Origin of the sequence: Rhodopseudomonas infernalis, from assembly GCF_022271405.1 — a bacterium.
Taxonomy (GTDB): domain Bacteria; phylum Pseudomonadota; class Alphaproteobacteria; order Rhizobiales; family Xanthobacteraceae; genus Rhodopseudomonas; species Rhodopseudomonas infernalis.
The window spans coordinates 1-23,280 of sequence record NZ_JAJNAL010000007.1; the positions used below are offsets into that span (position 1 = coordinate 1).

The 23,280-nt window shown below is 66.9% G+C and carries 23 protein-coding genes and 1 pseudogene; 9 read left to right on the top strand and 15 right to left on the bottom strand.

Annotated features, from left to right (window positions below):
* Positions 1-40 precede the first annotated feature (40 nt).
* Both LPW26_RS06715 and mazG read right to left on the bottom strand, forming a co-directional pair.
* Entirely contained in the window at positions 41-1,336 is a 1,296-nt protein-coding gene (locus LPW26_RS06715) for a hemolysin family protein (protein WP_238733663.1), read from the bottom strand.
* A gap of 84 nt (positions 1,337-1,420) precedes the next feature.
* Positions 1,421-2,254 carry a nucleoside triphosphate pyrophosphohydrolase gene (mazG, locus tag LPW26_RS06720; RefSeq protein WP_238733665.1) on the bottom strand — a complete coding sequence of 278 codons (834 nt, stop codon included), beginning with the start codon at positions 2,252-2,254 and terminating at the stop codon, positions 1,421-1,423.
* A gap of 113 nt (positions 2,255-2,367) precedes the next feature.
* Between mazG and queC the strand changes: the two genes are divergently transcribed.
* Together queC and LPW26_RS06730 are read left to right on the top strand one after the other, a co-directional pair.
* Positions 2,368-3,081: a 7-cyano-7-deazaguanine synthase QueC gene (gene queC, locus LPW26_RS06725; protein ID WP_238733667.1), complete on the top strand. Its 714-nt coding sequence runs from the start codon at positions 2,368-2,370 to the stop codon at positions 3,079-3,081.
* A 286-nt stretch (positions 3,082-3,367) separates the two neighbouring features.
* A pseudogene (locus LPW26_RS06730) lies at positions 3,368-3,703 on the top strand (serine hydrolase); the annotation flags it as partial.
* Here LPW26_RS06730 and LPW26_RS06735 read toward each other — a convergent pair.
* The 4 genes from LPW26_RS06735 to nthA form a co-directional block, all read right to left on the bottom strand.
* The gene (locus LPW26_RS06735; protein ID WP_238733670.1) at positions 3,676-4,821 is read right to left on the bottom strand and encodes a GNAT family N-acetyltransferase; all 1,146 of its coding nucleotides are present in this window, start codon (positions 4,819-4,821) and stop codon (positions 3,676-3,678) included. The pseudogene LPW26_RS06730 and the gene LPW26_RS06735 sit on opposite strands and share 28 nt — an antisense overlap.
* Positions 4,822-4,986: 165 nt before the next feature.
* A complete protein-coding gene (locus tag LPW26_RS06740; RefSeq protein ID WP_238733672.1) occupies positions 4,987-5,379 on the bottom strand; it encodes a nitrile hydratase accessory protein in 393 nt (130 codons plus the stop codon).
* Complete coding sequence (nthB, locus tag LPW26_RS06745) at positions 5,379-6,035, bottom strand: nitrile hydratase subunit beta (protein ID WP_238733673.1); 657 nt, start codon at positions 6,033-6,035, stop codon at positions 5,379-5,381. Before nthB ends, LPW26_RS06740 begins: the two co-directional genes overlap by 1 nt.
* Entirely contained in the window at positions 6,035-6,679 is a 645-nt protein-coding gene (nthA, locus tag LPW26_RS06750; protein WP_238733674.1) for a nitrile hydratase subunit alpha, read from the bottom strand. Before nthA ends, nthB begins: the two co-directional genes overlap by 1 nt.
* A gap of 89 nt (positions 6,680-6,768) precedes the next feature.
* Here nthA and LPW26_RS06755 point away from each other — a divergent pair, with 89 nt between their 5' ends.
* Both LPW26_RS06755 and LPW26_RS06760 read left to right on the top strand, forming a co-directional pair.
* On the top strand, positions 6,769-7,575 hold the full coding sequence (locus tag LPW26_RS06755; RefSeq protein ID WP_238733675.1) for an enoyl-CoA hydratase/isomerase family protein: 807 nt from the start codon (positions 6,769-6,771) through the stop codon (positions 7,573-7,575).
* Between the two features lie 21 nt (positions 7,576-7,596).
* Entirely contained in the window at positions 7,597-7,914 is a 318-nt protein-coding gene (locus tag LPW26_RS06760; protein ID WP_238733676.1) for a YdhR family protein, read from the top strand.
* Between the two features lie 64 nt (positions 7,915-7,978).
* On the opposite strand, the gene LPW26_RS06765 is transcribed toward LPW26_RS06760, so the two are convergent.
* Both LPW26_RS06765 and LPW26_RS06770 read right to left on the bottom strand, forming a co-directional pair.
* Entirely contained in the window at positions 7,979-8,194 is a 216-nt protein-coding gene (locus tag LPW26_RS06765) for a hypothetical protein (protein ID WP_238733678.1), read from the bottom strand.
* 233 nt (positions 8,195-8,427) lie between these two features.
* Positions 8,428-10,476: an ATP-dependent helicase gene (locus LPW26_RS06770; protein ID WP_238733919.1), complete on the bottom strand. Its 2,049-nt coding sequence runs from the start codon at positions 10,474-10,476 to the stop codon at positions 8,428-8,430.
* Between the two features lie 253 nt (positions 10,477-10,729).
* On the opposite strand from LPW26_RS06770, the gene LPW26_RS06775 reads away from it, so the two are divergent.
* Positions 10,730-11,245 (top strand): collagen-like triple helix repeat-containing protein, encoded by a 516-nt coding sequence (locus LPW26_RS06775; protein ID WP_238733679.1) that lies wholly within the window; start codon positions 10,730-10,732, stop codon positions 11,243-11,245.
* A gap of 230 nt (positions 11,246-11,475) precedes the next feature.
* On the top strand, positions 11,476-13,251 hold the full coding sequence (locus LPW26_RS06780; protein WP_238733680.1) for a thiamine pyrophosphate-requiring protein: 1,776 nt from the start codon (positions 11,476-11,478) through the stop codon (positions 13,249-13,251).
* A 12-nt stretch (positions 13,252-13,263) separates the two neighbouring features.
* Here LPW26_RS06780 and mnhG read toward each other — a convergent pair whose 3' ends face one another.
* From mnhG to LPW26_RS06815, 7 genes are all read right to left on the bottom strand, one after another.
* Entirely contained in the window at positions 13,264-13,641 is a 378-nt protein-coding gene (gene mnhG / locus LPW26_RS06785; RefSeq protein WP_238733681.1) for a monovalent cation/H(+) antiporter subunit G, read from the bottom strand.
* Entirely contained in the window at positions 13,638-13,919 is a 282-nt protein-coding gene (locus LPW26_RS06790; protein ID WP_238733683.1) for a K+/H+ antiporter subunit F, read from the bottom strand. The genes mnhG and LPW26_RS06790 overlap by 4 nt, the downstream gene beginning before the upstream one ends.
* Complete coding sequence (locus LPW26_RS06795; protein WP_238733685.1) at positions 13,916-14,404, bottom strand: Na+/H+ antiporter subunit E; 489 nt, start codon at positions 14,402-14,404, stop codon at positions 13,916-13,918. The genes LPW26_RS06790 and LPW26_RS06795 overlap by 4 nt, the downstream gene beginning before the upstream one ends.
* Positions 14,401-16,032 carry a monovalent cation/H+ antiporter subunit D gene (locus LPW26_RS06800; RefSeq protein ID WP_238733691.1) on the bottom strand — a complete coding sequence of 544 codons (1,632 nt, stop codon included), beginning with the start codon at positions 16,030-16,032 and terminating at the stop codon, positions 14,401-14,403. Before LPW26_RS06800 ends, LPW26_RS06795 begins: the two co-directional genes overlap by 4 nt.
* Entirely contained in the window at positions 16,032-16,373 is a 342-nt protein-coding gene (locus LPW26_RS06805; RefSeq protein ID WP_238733693.1) for a Na+/H+ antiporter subunit C, read from the bottom strand. The genes LPW26_RS06800 and LPW26_RS06805 overlap by 1 nt, the downstream gene beginning before the upstream one ends.
* On the bottom strand, positions 16,373-19,291 hold the full coding sequence (locus LPW26_RS06810; RefSeq protein WP_238733696.1) for a monovalent cation/H+ antiporter subunit A: 2,919 nt from the start codon (positions 19,289-19,291) through the stop codon (positions 16,373-16,375). Before LPW26_RS06810 ends, LPW26_RS06805 begins: the two co-directional genes overlap by 1 nt.
* A gap of 211 nt (positions 19,292-19,502) precedes the next feature.
* Positions 19,503-20,426 (bottom strand): LysR family transcriptional regulator, encoded by a 924-nt coding sequence (locus LPW26_RS06815; RefSeq protein ID WP_238733698.1) that lies wholly within the window; start codon positions 20,424-20,426, stop codon positions 19,503-19,505.
* A gap of 385 nt (positions 20,427-20,811) precedes the next feature.
* Here LPW26_RS06815 and LPW26_RS06820 point away from each other — a divergent pair, with 385 nt between their 5' ends.
* Genes LPW26_RS06820 through LPW26_RS06830 form a run of 3 tightly spaced genes read left to right on the top strand, consistent with a single transcriptional unit; the run spans position 20,812 to position 23,275 of the window.
* The gene (locus LPW26_RS06820; protein ID WP_238733700.1) at positions 20,812-21,285 is read left to right on the top strand and encodes a flavin reductase family protein; all 474 of its coding nucleotides are present in this window, start codon (positions 20,812-20,814) and stop codon (positions 21,283-21,285) included.
* Positions 21,282-21,674, top strand: coding sequence for a nuclear transport factor 2 family protein (locus tag LPW26_RS06825; protein WP_238733702.1), 393 nt, complete (start codon positions 21,282-21,284; stop codon positions 21,672-21,674). The genes LPW26_RS06820 and LPW26_RS06825 overlap by 4 nt, the downstream gene beginning before the upstream one ends.
* A gap of 20 nt (positions 21,675-21,694) precedes the next feature.
* The gene (locus LPW26_RS06830) at positions 21,695-23,275 is read left to right on the top strand and encodes a 4-hydroxyphenylacetate 3-hydroxylase family protein (RefSeq protein ID WP_238733704.1); all 1,581 of its coding nucleotides are present in this window, start codon (positions 21,695-21,697) and stop codon (positions 23,273-23,275) included.
* The last annotated feature ends 5 nt before the right edge of the window (positions 23,276-23,280 follow it).

The window sequence follows — 23,280 nt, forward strand, 5'->3', positions numbered from 1 at the left end:
GGGGCCCCCGCCCCGGAATGACGGAACGCTCAGCCAGTCGTCACGCCGCCGCCTCGACGTCGGCGATCCGGGTCGCCAGGATCTTGTCGATGCGCCGGCCGTCGAGATCGAGGATCTCGATCTGCCAGCCCTGATACTCGAACTTGTCGCCGATGCTGGGTAGTGCGCCGTAGTGCTGCAGCACCAGGCCGGCGACGGTGTGGTAGTCGCGATGCGGCGGGATCGACACCGGCAGCAGGTCGCCGAACTCGTCGACCGGCATCCAGCCGGCGATCAGGTAGGAGCCGTCCTCGCGGCGCACCGCGGCGGGCTCGGGTGGGCCTTCCTCGTTGCCGAACGCGCCGACGATCGACTCCAGAATGTCGGCGGTGGTGACGACGCCCTCGAACGCGCCGAATTCGTCATAGACCAGCGCCATGTGCACCGAGGACTGCCGCAGCGTCGCCAGCACGTCGCGGGCGTCGGCCGAGGAGGGGATCACGGGCGCATCGCGCACCAGCGCGCGCAAGTCCGGCTTGTCGCCGCGCAGATAGACTTCGAGCATGTCCTTGGCCTGGATGATGCCGATCGGATCGTCGCGCTCGCCATCGGTCACCGGCAGGCGCGAATGCGGGCTGCTGAGGAACGCCTCGCGGATATCCTCCAGCGAGTCGCCGAGGTCGACCAGATCGACCTCCGGCCGCGGCGTCATCACCGCGCCGACCGGCCGGTCGCCGAGCCGCATCACGCCGGCGATCATCTCGCGCTCGCCGGGTTCGAGCACGCCGGCCGTCTCCGCCTCCATCACCAGATTGTGGATCTCCTCCTCGGAGATCTTGTCCTGCATCACGCCGCTCTGACCGAGCAGGCTGAGGATCGCCTTGCCGGAGAAATCGAGCACGAACACCAAGGGCCGCGAAACCTTGGCGATCAGCGCCATCGCCGGCGCGACCTTGGCGGCAACGGCTTCGGGATTGCGCAGCGCGACCTGCTTGGGCACCAGCTCGCCGACGATCAGCGTCGCGTAAGTGATCAGCGCCACCACCAGGCCGAAGCCGAGAATGTCGGCGAACGGCACCGACAGCGTGGTCAGGTACTCGGTCAGCCGCTGGCCGAGCGTGGCACCCGAGAATGCACCGGACAGCACGCCGACCAGCGTGATGCCGATCTGCACGGTCGACAGAAACTTGCCCGGGTCCTCGGACAGCTTCAGCGCCTGCTTGGCACCGCGGACGTTCTTTTGCGCCAGCAGGGCCAGCCGGGCCGGACGGGAGGAGACGATCGCCAGCTCAGACATCGCGAGCAATCCGTTGGCGACGATGAGCGTCACCACGATTGCCAATTCCACCGATAGCATGGCGCCTGCGCCGCCTCCTTTGCTGGTTTCACCAGGGCTGAAGATAGGGTGTCGCAGGCTCGACCGGAACCGGCCCGGGCAGCTTTATCTCGGTTTGTCGGCGGTTTCGGCGAGCTTGGCCTCGTTCCACAGCGCATCCATCTCGGCCAGCGAGGCGGTTTCCGGCGACTGGCCGCGGTCGGCGAGGGCGCGTTCGATGTAGTGGAAGCGGCGTTCGAACTTGGCGTTGGTGCCGCGCAGCGCCATTTCCGGGTCGGCACCGGTGTGGCGGGCGAGATTGACCAGCGCGAACATCAGGTCGCCGGTCTCCTGCGCCATCTCGGTCTTGTCGCCGCGGTCGAGCGCGGCCTCGATCTCGTCGGCTTCCTCGCGGATTTTCTTCAGCACCTCGCGCGGGTCGTTCCAGTCGAACCCGACCTTGGACGCCTTGCGCTGCAGCTCCATGGCGCGCGACAGCGCCGGCTGCCCGGCCTTGACGCCGGCGAGCACCGAACTTGGCGGAGGCTCGACGCCGCCACGGCGGGCGGCACGCTCGGCCTTCTCCTCGGCCTTGATCTGGTCCCAGACGCCCTCGACATGCGACGGCGCGATGTTGCCGTCGGCGTCGGCGAACACATGCGGATGGCGGCGGATCATCTTGCGGGTGACCGCCTCGACCACGTCGCCGAACGCGAAAGCGCCGCGCTCCTCGGCGATCCGGGAGTGAAACACCACCTGCAGCAGCAGGTCGCCGAGCTCGTCGCGCAGGTCCTCGAGATCGCCCTGGGCGATCGCCTCGGCGACCTCGAACGCCTCCTCGATGGTGTAGGGCGCGATCGTCGCGAAATCCTGCTCGAGGTCCCACGGGCAGCCGGTGCCCGGCGTGCGCAGCTGGGCCATGATCTCGATCAGGCGGGAGATGTCGCGGGAAGGGGTCATGGCAGGGTCCGGTATGAGGCGGCTGGGCCTTCCTATGCCGCAACCACGCGGCGCGGCCCAGCAAAAATCCACGTGATTTGGCGGCGGCGTTGCACAGTGCTAGAGGCAGCCGTATGACCGACCTTCCATCCGACAAGACCGCGCTGGTGCTGTTCTCCGGCGGGCAGGATTCCGCGACGTGCCTCGCCTGGGCGCTGGCGCGGTTCGCCCGTGTCGAGACCATCGGCTTCGACTACGGCCAGCGCCACGCCGTCGAACTCGATTGCCGCGACAGACTGCTCGACGGCTTCCGCGCCATCAATCCGGATTGGGCCGCCAAACTCGGCGACAGCCACACGCTGGCGATCCCGACTCTGAGCGCGATCTCCGACACCGCACTGACGCGCGACGTCGAAATCGCCATGGGGGCCGACGGCCTGCCCAATACGTTCGTGCCCGGTCGCAACCTGATCTTCCTGACCTTCGCGGCGGCGCTGGCCTATCGCCGCGGCATCGCCGACATCGTCGGCGGCATGTGCGAGACCGACTACTCCGGCTATCCGGATTGCCGCAACGACACCATCCAGGCGCTGCAGGGCGCGATCAGCCTCGGCATGGCGCGCGAGGTCGAGCTGCACACGCCGCTGATGTGGCGCGACAAGGCCGACACCTGGCAACTGGCCCACGATCTCGGCGGCACCGCACTGGTCGACCTGATCCGCGAGCATTCGCACACCTGCTATCTCGGCGAACGCGGTGCGCGGCACGATTGGGGCTATGGCTGCGGCGAATGCCCCGCCTGTGCGTTGCGGGCCAAAGGCTGGCGTGAGTATCAGGCGCGCACGTAGCCGGCCCAGGCGTCATCTGCCTCACACTTGCGCATGATAGATTTCGGGCGCGCTGCTCGCGATGATCGCTGCAGCATCGGCGAGCGCAAGGGATCACTTGTCGTCTTCTCGGTTGCAGTCTTGCGCACTGCCGCGTCTCGCTACTACGGCGCTTGCGCTGGTCTGCTTGACGGGCGCGCCGGTCGCGGCGGCGGACTGCGATCCGGATGCGACCACTCCAGCGCAGGGTCGGTTCAAATCCGTCACCGCTTACTTCAATAACGAGATCGCCACCCGCAAGCTGCCGGGCATCCGGAATGGCAATCCGGCGGCGTTCACCGCGATGACCACCGACCATATCGGCCCGGACTCGGGCGTCGAGCGCGATTACTTCTATTTCCCGGGGGACGGCTTCGGTTACGGCTACGGATTCGCGGTCCGCACCGATCCGGGCGAGGCGAAACCACCGCCGCCGGGTTCGCTCGGCGAGCTGAAATGGGACGGCGGCGCCGGCACGTATTTCGGCGTCGATCGCAAGCTCGGGCTGATCACCATCCTGATGGAGCAGACAGAGACCGAACGCGGCCGGGTCGGGCCGGCGTTCAAGAAGCTGCTCTACGACGGCCTGGCGGTCAGCGACTGAATCAGCGAGCGGCGTCCCGCAAATGTGTTCCACGCCGACAGCGCCATCCGGCCTTTCACGCTCATCGGCCGTTCCAGCGTCAGCAACGGCTCCGCCTCGCAGCCAAGGCGCTTCTTGTAGTCGTAGCCACCGGCGCCGAGATCGAAACGGCGCACGCCGTTGTCGATCAACCAGCGAATGAGTTCGGTCGCCAGCACGATGCCCGGCGAGCAACGGCTCCATTGCTCGCCAAGATGCGCCAGCCGGACCGTCGTGCAGGTCTGCTGATGCAGCAGGCTGTAGGCGATCGCCACCACGGTGCCGCCGGACTCAAGCACCGAGAGCATCGCAAAACCCGGATCGGAACGCTGTGCCAGCACGGCGCGGTAGAAGTCCGAATAGACCGGGCGGTCGAGCACGTAGCGCTTGCCGCGCGCCGCGATCCTGGCGCGCTGCAGGCTGTCGAGGCTGTCGAGCAAATGGTCCGCTTCGGCTTGATCGGTGATCATGCGCACCGTGAAGCCGCCGTGGACGTCGAACGCGCGGTGATGCTGTCGCAGCGCCTTGCGAAACTTGCGGGGGCGGGCGGCGAGATAGTCGTCCCAGCTCGCGGGCAGCGTCATGACATTGCGGACCGAACCACGCGAGGTGTCCGGCAGCAGCGCCAGCGGATTGAGGCGCCTGCCGACGGCGAGCGGAAGGTTGCGGACACGCAGCACATCGGCCGGCGGCAGCACGGCGGCGACAGCTTCGAACGCTTCGGCCGCAGCTTCAGGCGTCGATGGCGCGGCCGGGCCGAGCAGCGGAAACGCGTAATCGGAAACCGACAAATCGGCGAATTCGATCAGGCTGACGCCGTAGAACCGCCGCAGCACCAGCGGCAGCAGCATCGCGATCTCGCCGCGCCGGTTGTCGCGGACGGTGATGAGCAACGGTTCGAGATCGGCCGCCGGCCCGAGCACGTTAAGCCAGGCGTCGAGCCAGCGCGGCGATTGGAATGGCGTCAGGACGCCTTCAGGTTCCAGCGCCGCGGCGCGGGCCAGGAAGGAGCCGATGTCGTGGGTGCAGTCTGCGATGTAACGGCCGGTCGCTTCCGCCGCCCACTCGGCGGATCGCTCGCACGCTTCGATCGGCAACATCGACCCTCAACTCACCACGCCGTTGGACGACCAAAGCCGCGCAATGCGGCAGAGTGACGGATCAACTCAAATTTGGCGTTGATCTTGTCCAGTCTGCACGATTTTTGGAACAGCAAAGTTAACGGCGCCTCCCGTGGATCGCTCGATTTGAAGCAAGCGCGGAACTCAATGGGGCTTGCAGAAATCGTCCGGCACCAGCGCGATCGGCTGGCCGTGCGGCGTGCGGTCGGCGGCGCGGTCCCAGGCATCGCGATACTGCATCTGGGTTTCCCGACTGGCGACGCCCTTGGCGGCGATCATGCGTTCCAAAGTCGCGAGCCAGTGCTGGTAGTACGTCTCGCCGGTGTCGGGATCGCCGCGCTGCTGCGCGCGGGTGATTTCCTCGGCGAGCGCTGCGGCCCATTCGGGCCAGGTGAACAGCCCGCGCGCGTGCAGCGTCACCGCCATGGCGAAGGCGTGCGCCTCCCACGGCTCGCGGAACACCGGGCCGTCGTGATCGCGCGGCAGATCGGGCAGGGCGTCGGATGCCAGGGCCGCGGCGCGGGCGTCGGGCGTCATCACGCCGGCTCCAGATAGCTGTCCCAGGCGTCGACCGAGACGCGCAGCGACGGCTCGGCCGCGTCGCCCCAGATCTGGCGGCCGTCGAACGTCACGGTGTACAGCCATTGCGGCTGCTCACCCTGGCCGAGCGCATTGGCGTCGGGGAATACGTGCGCGCCGTGCAGCAGTTCGATCACACCGACATGGCCGCGGACATAGCGCGGCAGCCGCGTGTGGGTGCGCGGATGCATCGTCTTGGCGCGGACGCGGTCGCCGACTTTGAACCGCGCAAGGGCCGCGGCCGGCCGTTCCGTGGGGCCGCCGCGCGCCAGCATCGGGCCGACCTCTTCGGCCGCAAGCGCCGCGACGTCGCGGCGGGGATGCAGCGGTCGGCCCTCGGCGACCTCGTCCGGAGCGACCAGATCGCGCTCCGCCATCAGCCGTTCCAGCCCGGCGATCCAGATCTGGTAGTAGCTCTTGGACAGATAGTCGGCCGGCGAGCGGTTCTCGCGGGCGAACCGCGTCATATCCAGATTCCAGCCCCCGGGCCGCGCCATCGCCAGCGTCAGCGCGAAGGCGCGGCGCTCCCAGGCGTCATGAAACGCCGGCTCGTTGGGTTCGGGGATGACGGGGCCGAAGCCGTCCATCCCGCCCATGTCGTGCGCGCCGTCCATCACGCCGTCTCCGCTGGCGAGCGGGCGAGGCCGGTGCCGATCATGCTGTCGCGTGTGACGAGATCGGCGAGGCGGTCTTCGGCGAAACCGTCAGTGCCCTCGGGCCGCATCGGCACCACCAAATAGCGGATCTCGGCAGTCGAATCCCAAACGCGGATCGCGGTGTCGCCCGGCAACGTGACGCCGAAATCGGCCAGCACCGCGCGCGGCTCCTTGACGGTCCGCGACCGATACGGCGCGGATTTGTACCAGACCGGCGGCAGGCCGAGCACCGACCACGGATAACAGGAGCACAGCGTGCACACGACCATGTTGTGGGTCGCCGGTGTGTTTTCGACCGCGACGATGTGCTCGCCCTGGCGACCGCTGTAGCCGAGCTCGGCGATCGCAGCGGTGGCATCCTTCAGCAACCGCTCGCGATAGGCCGGATCGCTCCAGGCCTTGGCGACGACGCGCGCGCCGTTGCGCGGCCCGACCTTGGTTTCGTAGGTCTCGATCAGCACGTCGAGCGCCGCGGGATCGACGTAGCCCTTCTCGGTCAGAATGGTTTCGAGCGCGCGGACCCGCAGCTCGGTTTCCGACAGTTCGGAATGATCGTGGTCGTGATGATGATGGTGCGCATGCGCGTCGGGCTGGCTGCTCATGCGACGCAACATAGAGGGGAAAATGTCGCGCTGTCGAGCCGGGAAGCTGTTAGTCTTCGGGCAATCAAGAACGACGACCGGGAGGCAGCGTGACCGATTTCGTGAGCATTGAGCGTGGGCTCGGCCCGGAGGGCCGCGTCGCGGTCGTTCGGTTCGATCGCCGCGATGGCATCAACGCGCTGTCGCCCGAGGCGATGCGGCAACTGACCGAGGCAGCGCGCAGCTTCGAGGATGACGGCGACACCTCGGTGGTGGTGCTCACCGGCGGCGCCAAGGCGTTCAGCGCCGGCTTCGACCTCAAGGACGCGGAAGGCCGCGGCCGCGCCGAGATGGACCTCGGCGCGCTGCGCCGACATCTCAAGCTAGGGCCGCGATTGACGCGCGCCTGGCAGGAGATGGAACAGGTCACGATCGCGGCGATCGAAGGCTTCTGCGTCGGCGGCGGCATCGCGCTGGCCGTGGCGCTGGATTTCCGGGTGATGGCGCGCGATGCGCACATTCGCGTGCCGGAGATCGGGCTCGGCATGAACATGAGCTGGCAGAGCGTGCCGCGCATGCTGCATCTCATGGGGCCGGCGCGGACCAAGCAGGCGGTGATCCTGGCCGACGACCGGATCGGCGCGGACGAGGCCTCCGCATGGGGACTGGTCGAGCACCTCGCCGAACCGGGGCAGGCGCTGGCGGGGGCGATGGCGCTCGCCGAGAAGGTCGCGGCGCAGCCGCCGATGTCGGTGGCGATGACCAAGCTGACCGTCAACCGGCTGGCGCATGCGCTCGACGACTTGGCCAGCCACATGGACCTCGACCAGTTCGCCCTGGCGGGCATGAGCCAGGACCACAAGGAAGGCGTCGCCGCGTTCCTGCAGCGCCGCACGCCGCGGTTTCGCGGCCGCTGACCTGACAATCAGGAGAAATCGATGATCACCACCATCGTGCAGTTCGCTCTGTCAGAGCCGATCAGCCTCGAGGACGCGGCGCAGCGGTTTAAGGGCAGCGCACCCAAGTATCAAAAGATGCCGGGGCTGATCCGCAAGTACTACATCCGCGCCGAGGACGGCCGCAGTGCCGGCGGCGTGTATCTGTGGGAGTCGCGGCAGGCGGCCGAGGCGGTCTACGCCGGCGAATGGCGGACGCGGGTTGCGCAGCTGTATGGCGCCGAGCCGGTGATCGCGTGGTTCGACAGTCCGGTCATCGTCGACAACACCGCCGGCGGCGCGATTACGACGGCGGCCTGAATCTCAGGAATCTGAAGCACATCGCAGTCGTTGCTGACGTTGCACTTGAGTTGTGGCGCCGCGATCAGCTGAGCGCGCGGCCGAGTGCGAAGCCCAGCCCGACGATCAAACAGCCACCCGCCGCATAAGCCAAATAGTCCGGGTTGTTGCACAACATTTGCGAGACGCCGCAGACGCGTGTGGCCCAGGGCGTGCCGTAATAGAGCTGACCGTGTGCCGTGTGAAATACGGCGGCCGCAGCACCGAGCGCCGCGGCGAGAAAAATGAAAATCGATGCCATCCAGATACCCCCGACTCGTTGAATAGTGTCTGAGGCCCTGCATGGCCGAGCAATTGATCAGGATCAATTCTCACAGTGGGTCTGCTTTTGATAGAATTACCGTCGTCCTCCTGGGGACCCGCTGGGCCCCATCCTTCGCGGCGCGCTACGCGCACCTCAAGATGACGAACTCCGCACTTCAGAAGACAGCGTCGCCTCAATCAATCGATGATGCGGTCAGGCGGCGGTAGCATTCAGCGCCACATGCCGCGCATCCGGGCGCCGATGTCGATCGGCGGGGCCTTGCGGGTCGGGTAGCCGGGGGAGGCGGTGGCCTTGGGCCAGTTCACCCGCTCGAACGCGCCGAGCAGGCGGTCGGGGATGAAGCGGCTGCGCGATGCGTAGACGTGGCGGTCGCCCATTGCGGCCTGGCCGTGGGTGAAGAACCGCTGCGGCACGACCAGATGCAGGTCGTCCTTGGCCCGCGTCATCGCCACGTAGAGCAGGCGGCGCTCTTCCTCGATCTCGGCCGAGGTGCCGGTGCCGAGGTCGGACGGCATGCAGCCATCTACCACGTTGAGCACGAACACCGACTTCCATTCCTGGCCCTTGGCGGAGTGGATGGTCGACAGGATCAGGTAGTCCTCGTCGAGCATCGGCACGCCGGCCTGGTCGGACGTGGCGTCCGGCGGATCGAGCGTCAGTTCGGTGAGGAAGCGCTCGCGGGACGGATAGCCCGAGGCGATCTGCGCCAGCTGCACCAGATCGGCCCGGCGCGCTTCGGCATCGTCATGAATGCGGTCGAGATGCGGCTCGTACCATTGCCGCGCGTATTCGATTTCGTTCGGCCAGCCGGCGCCGTCGCGCAACGTGCCGACCGCGTCGACGAAGCCGCGCCAGTCGCCGGCGCGCGGCGGCGCCGGCAGATCGGCGAGGGCGGCGAGCGGATCGGCCGCGGAGCCGATCGCATCCAGCACCTTCTGCGCCGACGCCGGGCCGACGCCCTGCATCAGCAGCAGCACGCGGAAGCCGGCAACGCGGTCGCGCGGATTTTGCACGAAGCGCAGCAGCGCCAGCATGTCCTTGACGTGGGCAGCGTCGAGAAACTTCAGGCCGCCGAACTTGACAAACGGGATGTTGCGGCGGGTCAGCTCGAGCTCGAGCGGCGCCGAATGCGACGAGGTGCGAAACAGCACCGCCTGCTGCTTCAGCGTCGCGCCGCCTTCGCGATTGTCGAGCACGCGCTCGACGATGTAGCGCGCCTGGTCGGCCTCGTCGCGGACGCCGACGAGCTGCGGCGGCGAGCCGATCGCGCGGTCGGTCCAGAGGTTCTTGGTGAAGCGCTCGCGGGCAAGATCGATCACCGCGTTGGCGGCGCCAAGGATCGCCTGCGTCGAGCGATAATTGCGGTCGAGCGTGATCAGGCGGGCCGGCGGACTGAAGGCTTTCGGAAAGTCGAGGATGTTGCGCACCGTGGCGGCGCGAAACGAATAGATCGCCTGGGCATCGTCGCCGACCACGGTCAGGCCATGCCCGTCGGGCTTGAGCCCGAGCAGCACCTGCGCCTGCAGCGCGTTCGTGTCCTGATACTCGTCGACCAGCACGTGGTCGAACCGGCCGCCGATCTCCTCGGCCAGCTCAGGCTCGGCCATGGTCTGCGCCCAGTACAGCAGCAGATCATCGTAATCGAGCACGTTGTGGCGCTGCTTGGCGTCGACATAGCCGGCGAATAACTGCTTCAGCTCGCCCGCCCAGCCTGCGCACCACGGATAGTTGGCGCCGAGCACCTGATCGAGCGCGAGCGAGGCATTGACGCAGCGCGAGTAGATCGACAGGCAAGTGCCCTTGGTCGGAAACCGGCTCTCGGTCTTGGAGAAGCCGAGATCGTGGCGAACCAGATTCATCAGGTCGGCGGAGTCTTCGCGATCGTGGATCGTGAAGGCCGGATCGAGCCCGATGCGCTCGGCGTGCTCGCGTAGCAGCCGCGCACCGATGCCGTGGAAGGTGCCGGCCCAGCTCAGCGCGCCGTTGAGCGCACCGGCGCGGTCGCCCATCACCTTGCGGGCGATGCGCTCGACCCGCCGCGTCATTTCGGCGGAGGCGCGGCGCGAGAAGGTCATCAGCAGGATGCGATGCGGATCTGCGCCGTTCAGCACCAGATGCGCGACGCGGTGTGCCAACGTGTTGGTCTTGCCGCTGCCGGCGCCGGCGATCACCAGCAGCGGCGGGTACGACGGCGCGCCGACGCCATGCTCGACGGCGCAGCGCTGCTCCGGATTGAGGCTTTCAAGATAGGGCGCGATGGCGGGCACGAATCAGCGTCGGTCAGAATGAAGGCCGACGCTCCCAGATTCCTGCTTTGTTCGCAACGGCGTTCTAGCGCCCGGGCGGCTGGCCCGGCAAGCCGCGGCGGAACCGAGCTGGGGGCAAAAATGTCACAGAGTGCCGGCTATGCGACGACGCATGTTGGGTTATGCTTCGGGAGGTCGCGGACGGTCTGCGACGGGTGGCAGGGCGGCATATTGCAAAGCGCCACGAGCCAGAGAGGGGAACTGGATGTTGCGAGGATCCATCATTGCTGGGGCTGCGATCGTGGTGATGACGTCGGCACATGCGCAGGCGCTCGATCTCGACACGGTGGCGATCCAGAGCGGCAAGCTGGTGATCACCGGCAAGACCACCAAGCCGGGGCAGGAGGTCGAAGTCGTCGGCACCGGCGACAAGGTCAAGAGTTCGTCCTCGCGTCGCTTCCGCTTCTCGCTCAGCTATCTGCCCGAAACCTGCAAGCTCGATCTCAAGGCCGGCGAGGAGATGGCCAAGGATTTGATCGTCGCCAATTGCGGGACGCGTGGCGCGAAGGGCGAGGCTGGTGCCGCTGGTCCCGCCGGCCCGCAAGGCCCCGCCGGACCGAAGGGTGATGCGGGTGCTGCTGGTCCGGCCGGACCTGCGGGCCCCGCAGGCCCGAAGGGTGACACCGGCCCCGCCGGGCCGAAAGGCGAGCCAGGCCCGAAGGGCGATGCCGGCACGGCCGGACCGAAGGGCGAGCAGGGCGAGGCCGCGCCGAAGAATTAATGCTCGGTGCTCGGCCGCTGCCGACGGCTGCACGCTGCACAGCCGTCGGTGGCGGCACCAATCGCTCGTTCCTGGCGCGCCGGTCACCGCCATGACGCTCGAAAGCACCAGGCCGTTCGCCGCAGGCGCGCTGCTGTTGACATATCGGATCGAGAGCGGCCGGGCGTAAGTCGCGGAACCGACGCTGCGACCGGAGGTTGGACCCCCGTTCAACCTTCCGGAGCAGCGTCTTGAAAGTCAGCGATTTCATCGTCGAGCGGCTGCACGCCTGGGGCGTGCGGCGGATCTTCGGCTATTCGGGCGACGGCATCAACGGCGTACTCGGCGCGCTGCAACGCGCCGGCAGCATCGAGTTCGTGCAGGCGCGGCACGAAGAGATGGCCGCCTTCATGGCGGTGGCGCACGCCAAGTTCACCGGCGAGCTCGGCGTCTGCCTGTCGACCGGCGGGCCCGGCGCTACCCACATGATCACCGGCCTCTACGACGCCAAGCTCGACCACGCACCGGTGCTGGCGATCTGCGGCCAGGCCGAGGCGACGGTGCGCGGCGCCAGCTATCAGCAGGAGCTCAACCTCGACCGGATGTTCGCCGACGTCGCGGATTTTGTGCAGGAGCTATCCGCGCCGGCGCAGGCGCGGCATCTGGTCGACCGCGCAATTCGGATCGCGACGGCGCGCAATGGCGTCTCGGTGCTGGTGCTGCCGAAGGATCTGCAGGATCAGACCTACGAGGAGCCGCAGGTCGCGCATGGCTTCACCCGCTCCGGCGTCGGCTACACGCGGCCGCGCGTGGTGCCGTATCCGGACGATCTGCAGCGCGCCGCCGACGTGCTCAACGCCGGCGACAAGGTCGCCATTCTGGTCGGCGCGGGCGGCCGTCATGCCGCGAACGAACTCGTCGCGGTCGCCGATGCGCTCGGCGCCGGCATCGCCAAGGCGCTGCTCGGCAAGGACGTGCTGCCTGACGATCTGCCCTACGTCACCGGCGCGATCGGACTGCTCGGCACCGAGCCGAGCTGGGACTTGATGCAGAACTGCGACACGCTGCTGATGGTCGGTACCGGCTTTCCGTGGGCGGAGTTTCTGCCGAAGGACGGCAAGGTGAGGGCGGTGCAGATCGATATCGAGCCGGCGATGCTGTCGCTACGCTACCCGGCCGAGGTCAACCTGCACGGCGACGCCGCCGAGACGCTGAAGCTGCTGCTGCCGTTGTTGAAGCCGAAGACCGACGGCGCGTGGCGCAAGACCATCGCCAGCGGGCTCGACAACTGGTGGAAGAAGCTGGAGGCGCGCGCGATGACGGCGGCCAAGCCGGTCAATCCGCAGCGCGTGGTCTGGGAGATGTCGCCGCTGCTGCCGGCCGACACCATCGTCACCAGCGACAGCGGCTCCTGCGCCAACTGGTACGCACGCGACTATCGCGTCAAGCGCGGGCAGGCGGCGTCGTTGTCGGGCGGGCTGGCGTCGATGGGCGCGGCGGTGCCGTATGCGATCGGCGCCAAGTTCGCGCATCCGACACGGCCGGTGGTGGCGCTGGTCGGCGACGGCGCGATGCAGATGAACAATCTTGCCGAACTGATCACCGTGCAGAAGTACTGGCAGCAATGGGCCGATCCGCGCTTCGTGGTCTGCGTGTTCAACAACGAGGACCTCAACGAAGTCACCTGGGAGCAGCGGGTGATGGAAGGCAATCCGCGGTTCGACGCCTCGCAGTCGATCCCGAATTTTGCCTACGCCAAATTCGCCGAGCTGATCGGCTTCACCGGCATCTATGTCGACGACCCCGACGGGCTCGCGGCAGCCTGGCGCCGCGCGCTGTCGAGCGATCGGCCGGTGGTGATCGAGGTCAAGACCGACCCCGACGTCGCGCCGCTGCCGCCGCACGTCACGCTGAAGCAGGCGCGCGGCTTCCTGTCATCGATCGTCAAAGGCGATTCCGGCAGCGGCGGCGTGATCGCCGAAACCGCGGCGCAGCTGCTGAATGCCGTGGTGGGCAAGAAGGAGTGAGCGGAGACCGCGCTAGCCGCGGTCGTTCGGTTCGCCGTTGCGTGGCGCCGGATCGGCCGGGATGCCCGGGCGCTTTTCCGCGGTGTCGCGGAACAGGGCGGCGCGGGTCAGAAGCATCAGTGTCACCGGCGTGGTGATGGTGACGAAGCCGAGGATCAGCACCTCGTGCAGCAGCGGGCGCATCTGTAGCAGCGAGAAGCACAGCATCGAGGCGCCGCAGATGAATGCGGTGCCGAGCGAGGTGCCGAGTGTCGGCGCGTGGGCGCGCTGATAGAAGCCGTCGAGCCGCAGCAGCCCGAGCGAACCGATCAGGGTGATGCCGGCGCCGAGCAGCAGCAGGAACGCGATAGCCCAGGCCGCCCAGGCCGGAAGATCCGCCGCGTGGCTCATTCGATCACCTCGCCGCGCATCAGGAATTTGGACAGCGCCACGGTGCCGACGAAGCCGAGCAAAGCGATGATCAGCGCCGCCTCGAAATACACGTTGCTGCCGGTGCGGATGCCGATGGTCAGCATCAGCAGCATGGCGTTGATGTACATCGTGTCGAGCCCCAGCACGCGGTCCTGCGCGCGCGGGCCGTTCAGCATCCGATACGCCGCACAGGCCATCGCCAGGGCCAGCATGCCCTGCGCGATCCCGATCGCCCAGATCAAAACCAAGCTGCTCATTCGAAGATCTCCAACAGCAGACGCTCGTAGCGGCCCTTGATGCGCTCGACCCATTCGGTCTCGTCGACCAGATCGAGCACGTGAAGCTGCAGGATTCCGGACTCCAGATTGTAGTTCACCCACAGCGTGCCGGGCGTCGAGGTGATGATACAGGCCAGCACGGCGAGGCCCTGGCGGCTGCGCAGGTCGAGCGGAATGTCGACGAAGCCGGAGGTGATGTTGTGGCGCTGGCCGCCGAGCACGATCGCGGCGACCGCGATATTCGAGCGGATCACATCCATCAGGACCAGCGTCGCGAGCCGGATTATCGCGACTGGATTATGCACCGCCTTGGCGTCGGGCTGCAGCATGCGCAGCAGCCAACCGCCGAGCACGGCGAACAGGGTGCCGAGCAGGATCGCGCCGAGCGCCAGCGACTGGCTCAGCCACAGCCACATCGCCAGCAGGCACAGCGAGATCAGCGGGAAGGGGAGCAGCCGGCTCATGAGCCGCCCCCGGTCTTGACCCTCGTGTCCGCCGGCGCCAGCACGCTGCCGGTGTAGACGCCTGGCGCGTGCAGCGAATTGGCGGCGCCCTGCATGTAGTTCATCACCGGCTGGGCCCGCACCGTCATGGTGGCGCAGCCGAGCAGCAGCAGGACGATCGGCAGGATTTCCACCAGCCGCACGCGCGGGTCGGCGCGCTCGGTCGGTGTCCACAGCGTGCGGATGCCGGCGCGGGTCAGCGCGATGAGCATCGTCAGGCCCGACAGCATCAGCAGCGCCAGCAGCGCCCAGTGCAGGGCCGAGATTTGCGAGGCGGAGTCCTCGCCGATCAGCGCGGTCAGCATCGCGAATTTGGCGATGAAGCCCGACACCGGCGGCAGCCCGGCGATCACCGCGGCGCAGCCGACGAAGCACCAGCCGAGGATCGCCATCGAGGCGGGGATCACCAGCCCGACCTCCTCGGCATCCGGATCGTCCGGCAGGCCTTCGCCATAGGCCTCACGGGTCACCGCCAGCATGTCGGCGCCGGGATCGCGGCCGCGCTCCAGCAGTTCGATCAGCATGAAGAAGGCGGCGATCGCCAGCGTCGAACTGACCAGATAGAACAGTGCCGACGCCGTGACGGCGGATTTTCCGGCGGCGGCCGCGACCGCCAGCACGGTGCCGGACGACACCAGCACCGCATAGCCGGCGAGCCGCGAGATCTCCTGCGACGCCAGCGCGCCGACCAGCCCGAACACGATCGTCGCCATGCCGGCCGCGATCATCACGTCATGGCCGAACAGCGCCGAGCCGCCGCTGCCGGCGCCGAAGAACAACAGCGACAGCCGCAGCAGGATGTAGACCCCGACCTTGCTCATGATCGCGAAGATCGCGGCGACCGGCGCGGCTGCGGCCGCATAGGTGGTCGGCAGCCAGAAGCACAGCGGCCACATCCCGGCCTTGACCAGAAACGCGACGCCGAGCACCGCGGCGCCGGCTTCCAGCAGCGCGCGGTCCTGCGGCGGCACCTGCGGGATCCGGACCGCCAGATCGGCCATGTTGAGCGTGCCGGTGACCGCGTAGATCAGGCTGACGCCGATCAGAAACAGCAGCGAGGCCGCGAGGTTGATGGCGATGTAGTGCAGCCCGGCGCGGACGCGCGCCTGGCCGGAGCCGTGCAGCACCAGGCCATAGGATGCGGCGAGCAGCAGTTCGAAGAACACGAACAGATTGAACAGATCGCCGGTCAGGAACGCGCCGTTTAGGCCCATCAGCAGAAACTGGAACAGCGAGTGGAAGTGCGCGCCGCCGCGGTGCCAGCGCGCCAGTGCGAAGGTGACGGAGGCGAAGGCGAGGATACTGGTGAGCGCCAGCATCAGCGCCGACAGCCGATCGGCGACCAGCACGATCGCGAACGGCGCCGGCCAGTCGCCGAGCCGGTACACGCCGATCGAGGCGACGCCTTCCGCAGTCGGCGTATCCGCCGCGCGCATCAGCAGCAGCGCGACCAACCCCATGATGAGGATCGAGCCGAGATTGGCGGCGGCCTTCACCTGCTGATAGCGCTCGTCGATCAGCACCATGGAGGCGCCGACGAACAGCGGCAGCAGGATCGGCAGGATGATGAGGTGATCGATCCAGTTCATCAGTCGTGGTCTCGGCCGTCGACGTGGTCGGTTCCGGTCAGGCCGCGCGACGCCAGCAGCACGACGAGGAACAGCGCCGTGGTCGCAAACCCGATGACGATCGCTGTCAGCACCAGCGCCTGCGGCACGGGATCGGCGATCAGCGCCGGATTGCCGGCCTGGCCTTTCTCAAGCACCGCGGCGGCGCCGACCCGCAGGCGGCCCATGCTGAAGATGAACAAATTGACCGCATAGGACAGCAGCGCCAGGCCGATGATGACCTGGAAGGTGCGCGGACGCAGCAGGAGCCAGACTCCGGAGCCGGTCAGCGCGGCGATGGCAAGTGAGACGATCAGTTCCATCAGCTGTTCTCGGGCGTGGTGGCGCGGGCGCTCGGCGGCTGCCGGTGCGCGCGGATCGATTGGTGCGCCAGCGCGATCAGCATCAGCGTGGTGGCGCCGACCACCAGCGCAAACACGCCGAGGTCGAACAGCGCGGCGCTGGCGAGCGGCACCTTGCCGATCCAGGGAATGTCCGCATAGGCGAAGGCCGAGGTGAGGAACGGCTGGGCGAACGGCAGCGCCGCGAGGCCGGTCGCCAGAGCAAGTAACAGGCCGCTGCCGATCCAGCGCAGCGGATGCACGCGCAGCCGCGCTTCGAGCCAGCGGGTGCCGCCGGCCATGTATTGCAGGATCAGCGCTGCGGCCATCGCGATGCCGGCGACGAAGCCGCCGCCCGGCTGGTCGTGACCACGCAGAAGCAGATACATCGCGGCGATGAAGATGAACGGAAACAGCAGCTGCATGATCACCGCCGGCACGGCGAGATAGTCCGCGGCGGTGTCGCCCTTGCTACGTCCTTCATGCGCGTCGTCGTGCTCGTCCTGCAGCCGCTGCTGCTCGGGCAGATCGATGCTGTCGGACGCAGGACGGAAGCGGCGCAGCAGCGCGAACACCGACAGCGCCACCACCGCCAGCACGGTGATCTCGCCGAGCGTATCGAAGCCGCGGAAGTCGACCAGGATCACATTGACGACGTTGGTACCGCCGCCATCTTCATAGGCGTGCCGCAGGAAGAAGTCCGAGATGCTGTTCGGCGCCGGCCGCGTCATCGCCGCATAGGCCAGCAGCGAGATGCCGGCGCCCGCGGCGGCCGCTACCGCCATGTCGCGAAGCCGCTGGGTGCGGAGCAGGAGAGGACGCGCCGAGGTGTTCTCGCCGCTCTCGACCTGCTTCGGCAGCCAGCGCAGACCAAGCAGCAGCAGCACGGTGGTGACGATCTCGACGCCGATCTGCGTCAGCGCCAGATCGGGCGCCGAGAACCACACGAAGGTCAAGCAGGTCGTCAGCCCGGAGCCGCCGATCAGGATCAGCGCCGCGAGGCGGTGGAATTTGGCCACGGCCGCGCCGCCGAGCGCACAGGCGATGCCGACCGACCAGACCACCGCGAGTACCGGGTCGATGTTGTTGAACAGCACCGGCGCCAGCCGCAGCCCGTGCTCGAACACGGCCCAGGATCCGCCGAGCAGCGCGGCGCAGATCAGCAGCAGCAGTTGCGGCTGCAGCCGGCGCGTGCCGATCACCTGTTCGATCGCGCGGGCCCAGCGCCACGACACCGTCACCAGCACGCGATCGAAGATCCGCTGGGTCTTGAAGCGGCCGTTGAATAGCGAGCTCGTCAGGCCTTCCTGCAGCGGCTTGCGCAGCATCACATAGAGCAACACGCCGCCGACCAGCGCGATCACGCTCATCAGCAGCGGCCAGTTGAGGCCGTGCCACACCGCGAGGCTGTAATAGGGCGTGGCGGTGCCCATCACCGACTCGACGGCGACGTGCAGGAACGGCCCGATCGTCAGCGACGGCACGATGCCGACCACCAGACAGGTCAGCACCAGCAGTTCGACCGGGAAGCGCATCCAGCGCGGCGGCTCGTGCGGCACGCGCGGCAGATCGGTCGGCGGCGGGCCGAAGAACACCTCGCGGATGAAGCGCAGCGAGTAGGCCACCGTGAACATGCTGGCCAGCGTGACGATATAGGGCAGGGCATCGTCGAGCATCGAGCCGTCATGGGTCTCGATGGTTTCGGCGAAGAACATCTCCTTGGAGAGGAAGCCGTTGAGCAGCGGCACGCCGGCCATCGCCGACGCGGCGACGATCGCCAGCGCGCCTGTCTTGGGCATGAACTTCCACAGGCCGCTGAGGCGGCGCAGGTCGCGCGTGCCGGTCTCGTGGTCGATGATGCCGGCCGCCATGAACAGCGACGCCTTGAAGGTTGCGTGGTTGAAGATGTGGAAGATCGCCGCGACCAGCGCCAGCGGCCGGTCGAGCCCGATCAGCAGCGTAATCAAGCCGAGATGGCTGATCGTCGAATAGGCGAGCAGGCCCTTGAGGTCGCGCTGGAACACCGCGAGGTAGGCGCCGACGATGAAGGTGGCCAGCCCGGTGGTGCCGACGATCCACAGCCATTCGTTGGTGTTGCCCATCACCGGCCACAGCCGCACCAGCAGGAAGACGCCGGCCTTCACCATCGTGGCGGAATGCAGATAGGCCGACACCGGCGTCGGCGCGGTCATCGCCCGCGGCAGCCAGAAGTGGAACGGAAACTGCGCGCTCTTGGTCAGCGCGCCGAGCAGCACCAGGATCAGCGCCGGCACATACAGCGCGTGATCGCGGATCTGGTCGCCGGCCGACAGCACCGCGCTGAGGTCGTAGCTGCCGACAATGTGGCCGAGCACGATGACGCCGGCGAACAGGCACAGGCCGCCGGCTCCGGTCACCGTCAGGGCGACGCGGGCGCCTTCGCGCGCTGCGGCGTTGTGGTGCCAGTAGCCGATCAGCAGGAACGAGAACAGGCTGGTGAGTTCCCAGAAGAACACCAGCTGGATCAGATTGCCCGACAGCACGATGCCGAGCATCGCGCCCATGAAGCCCTGCAGGAATGAGAAAAACCGCGGCACCGGGTCGGACGGCGACATGTAGTAGCGCGCATACAGCACGACCAGCGCGCCGATGGCGGTGATCAGGCAGGCAAACGCCCAGGCGAAGCCGTCGAGCCGCAGCGTAAAGGTCAGGCCGAACTGCGGCAGCCAGGCGAATTGGTGCTGGATCGGAGCCCCGGCCGAGCCGGGATACAGCCAGGCCAGCAGCCCAAGGCAGCCGAGCGCCACGAGCGCGGCGAGCCATGCCTCGGCGTTGCGGGCATTGGCGGGCAGGAGGGCAGCAACCAGGGCACCGGCGAACGGAAGGAGGAGGACCGCAAGAAGAAACTCGTTCTGCGGCATCCTGGCTCCTTTCAAACGTGAATCGTCTTCCGCTGCCCTCTTGGCGACGTGCTTCGTATGCCTTTATGCGGCTGACGGGCCTTGGAAACAAGGGCAAGGGGAGATTCGGAGTGTATCGGCTGAACGCTCGATTGTCGGCGTGACAAGCTGCGACAAATTGAGGCGAAGTCGTTCACGACTGATCAAAACTCGAAGTTGCCGGACAGGCCGCTCAATTCAGCTCGGCGGCAACCCGCTGCAGCTTGTCGCGTAGCCACCTGTGACCCGGATCGGTGGTATGACGCGGATGCCAATACATGGCCTCGTGGATATCCGGGACGGCGATCGGCGTTTCCAACAGCTTGATGTCGGCGCTGCCGAGCAGCCGCCTCGCGGCCCGCTCCAGCACCAGACTGACCATGCGGGTGCCCTGGATCAGAAATGGGTTGAGCAGGAAGCTCTCGACCGTGACCTCGATCCGGCGCCGGATGCCGAGGTCGACCAAATGCTGATCGGCAAGATTGAGCTGCCGGTCGTTGCCGATGCCGTAGACCAGATGCGGCAGGTCGAGGAAGCACCGCTCGGTGAGAACGTTGTCCCGGATGTCGGGATGGCGCGCGTCGACGGCGCAGAGCCACCGATCGGTCAATAGAAGCGAACTGGGGTAGTCGCTTGTCGTGAACAGTTCGACCGGCTCGATGACAATGTCGGCCTGATTGGTGTGCAGGACGCGCGCCGCATCGCGCGCTCGCGGCACGAGGTGGATCGTCACATTCGGGGCCTCGCTGGTGATCGCGCGGACAAGCGGTGCCAGGAGGATCAAGCCGGCGTAGTCCGATGCGCTGATCGAAAACGTCCGCACGTCGCTCGCCGGATCGAAACCGGGGCGGCGCAGCAGCGTCTGCTCGATCTTGCCGAGTGCCTCCTTCAGCGGAACGATCAGATCCTCCGCATTCCGCGTCAGCACCAGGTCGCGCCCGACGCGGACAAGCAGCGGGTCGTGGAAAATATCGCGCAGACGCGCGAGTGCGGCACTCACTGCCGACTGGCTGAGCCCGATCCGTTCGCCAGCGCGACTGACGTTTCGCTCGGCCAGCAGGGCGTCGAGGATCACGAGCAAATTCAGGTCGATGTTTCGCAAATTCACGCTGTTCATCCCGCGCAGGCGACGTCGAGCGTAGCAACTTGCTCGAAGCTGCGCTACCGAGCGCGATCGTTCGCCGCATTGCGACGGCGCGGCGCCGACGCGCTACCTGTTGCATCGCGGGATGATTGCCGACGGATTGCGCAACATGCTCATTGCCTGTGCCGCCGACGCTGCATCCGCGTGCAGGACTGCCAGCGGCGCAGTGAGCTATCGATGCCACGGATAGTTGGGATACAGATTATCGATTAGACCCGAACTACGCACACCACTTAGCCTCTGCGTCGGCAATGTCGCAAAGAGGCGCGCAATGAGCACAGTGGAAGCGGGCACAACGAGCCCCCAAAGCATTCTTCCCGTCCGGTCCGGTTTGGACGCTGTCTCGTTTCGCAGCGCGATGCGTCAGTTCGTCGGCAGCGTCAGCGTGGTCACCACCTGGCATGGCCAGCGGCCGTGGGGCATGACGATCAATTCGTTCACCTCGGTGTGCATGGACCCGCCGACCATCCTGGTCTGCCTCAATGCCAGAACGCTGACAGCATCGCACGTGCGCAGTTGCGGCCGTTTCGGCGTCAACCTTCTCAGCCGCGATCAACGCCCGATCTCCGAATTGTGCGCGCGGCCGGAGGTCGACAAGTACATCGAAGAGCATGTGGTCGCTCCGCGCGGCCCCTCGCGAGACGCTGGGCCGCCGCAGCTGCTCGGCTCGCTGGCGGCGTTCGACTGTCGGACCATCGAGCAGATCACCGTCGGCAGCCATCTCGTGGCGATCGCGGTCGTCGAAGCCGTCGACCTGCCCGGCGCGGCGGCGCCGCTGCTCTACGGCCAGGGCCGTTACATGGACGGCATTGAGTCGACGGGGCTCACATGACCTCCGCGGCGGCCGCTCTCGACATCGCCCGGCAGCTCTACGCCGCTTACGACAGCCACGACGCCGAAGCGATCGGGCGGCTGTATCACGACGATGCGACGCACGACGAAATTGCGCAGCTTCGCACCAAGCGCGGCGCAGGCGAGATCGCCGCCGGCATGCAGAAACTGTTCGCCTGGCTGCCCGATGTCCGCTGGCAAATTGGAGCGATCGTAGCGGGGCAGGAGGGGACCATCGCTGTCGCTTACGAGATGCGCGCAACGGCGCCTCGCAAGAACGGCGCAGATGTATCGCTGCGCGGCATCCAGCTGATCACCATCGACGCGGGGCGCATCCGCCACAGCGAAGATTACTGGGACGCTGCAACGTTCCAGCGACAAGTATCCTGACAACAGAGGAGGGTGTGACTATGAGAACCGGTGCTGAATATCTGCAATCGCTGCGTGACGGCCGCCGTGTCTATGTCGGCGGCGAACTGATCGAGGATGTCACGGCGCATCCAATGACCAAGGGCTACGCCCACGCCATCGCCGCGTATTACGACCTTCATCTCGATCCCAAGAACCAGGACATCGCGACGTTCGTCGACGACACCGGACAGCGGCAGTCGATGCATTGGTTCCTGCCGCGGTCGAAGGCAGACGTGGTCAAGCGCCGGCAGTACTGCGATTTTCTGTGCCGGCACTTCAAGGGCGGCATCTTCACACGGCCGCCGGCCGGCATGAACGTCGTGATGTTCACCCAGGTCGACGACCAGAAGCCGTGGTCGGAGAATTCGCGCTTCACCGGCACGCCGCGCGACCTCTCGGGCAACATCCAGCGGCAATGGGAGGAGGTGACCTCGCAGGATCTGGCGATTTCGCCGATGTTCCTCGACGTCCAATTCGACCGCGGCCGCGACGACGCGATGGCCGAGACGCCGATGCTCAAGATCGTCGAGGAGTGCGACGACGGCATCTTGGTGCGCGGATGGAAGGCGATCGGCACCTCGGTCCCATTCGTCAACCATCTGCTGATCGGCAATCTGTGGCGCCCGGGCCAGACTGCGGAGCAGACCGTCTACGCGCTGGTGCCGATCGCCACCAAGGGCATTTCCGTAGTCGCGCGCAAGTCGAACGCCCAGCCCGACGCCGATCCGTACGATCGGCCGCTGGCGACGATCGGCGATGAGCTCGACGCCATGGTGTATTTCGACGACGTGCTGATCCCGTGGGATCGCGTCCAGCACATCGGCAATCCGGACCACGCCAAATGGTATCCGCAGCGTCAGTTCGACTGGGTGCATCTCGAGACGCAGATCCGGCATTGCGTTCATGCCGAGCTGATGGTCGGCCTGGCGCTGCTGCTGACGCAATCGCTCGGGACCGCGTCCAGTCCGGTGGTCCAGGCTCAACTCGCCGAACTGATCCGTTTCCGCGAAACCTGCCGGGCCTTCATGATCGCGGCGGAAGAAACCGGCTTCGCGACGCCGGGCGGGCTGTTCAAGCCGAACAACATCTACATCGATTTCGGCCGCGCCTATTATCTCGAAAACCAGAACAAGATGGTCAACACGCTGATCGATTTCTGCGGGCGCGGCGTGGTAATCCAGCCGTCGAAACGCGAGATGGAGGATCCGTATCTCGGACCGAAGCTCGCCGAGGCGCTCCGCGGCGCCGAGATCAGCGCCTACGACCGCATCAAGATCTTCCGCCAGATCAGCGAGCGGTTCCTAACCGAATGGGGGAACCGCCACGAGATGTTCGAGAAGTTCAACGGCACGCCGCTGTATCTGATTAATCTGCTGACCATGCAGCGCACCGAGTATCAGGTCGACGGCCCGCTGACCGAACTCGCCCGGCAGGTGCTCGGCTTCGGCGACACCGCCGAACTCGGCAAGCGCGCACAGGAGGCGGAGAAGAATTCGCACTATGCGAGCGTTCGTTTCCAGCCCGACTACGCCAAGGCGCAGGACGTGCACGAGGGCTACATGAACGACGCCGCCGAATGATCCAG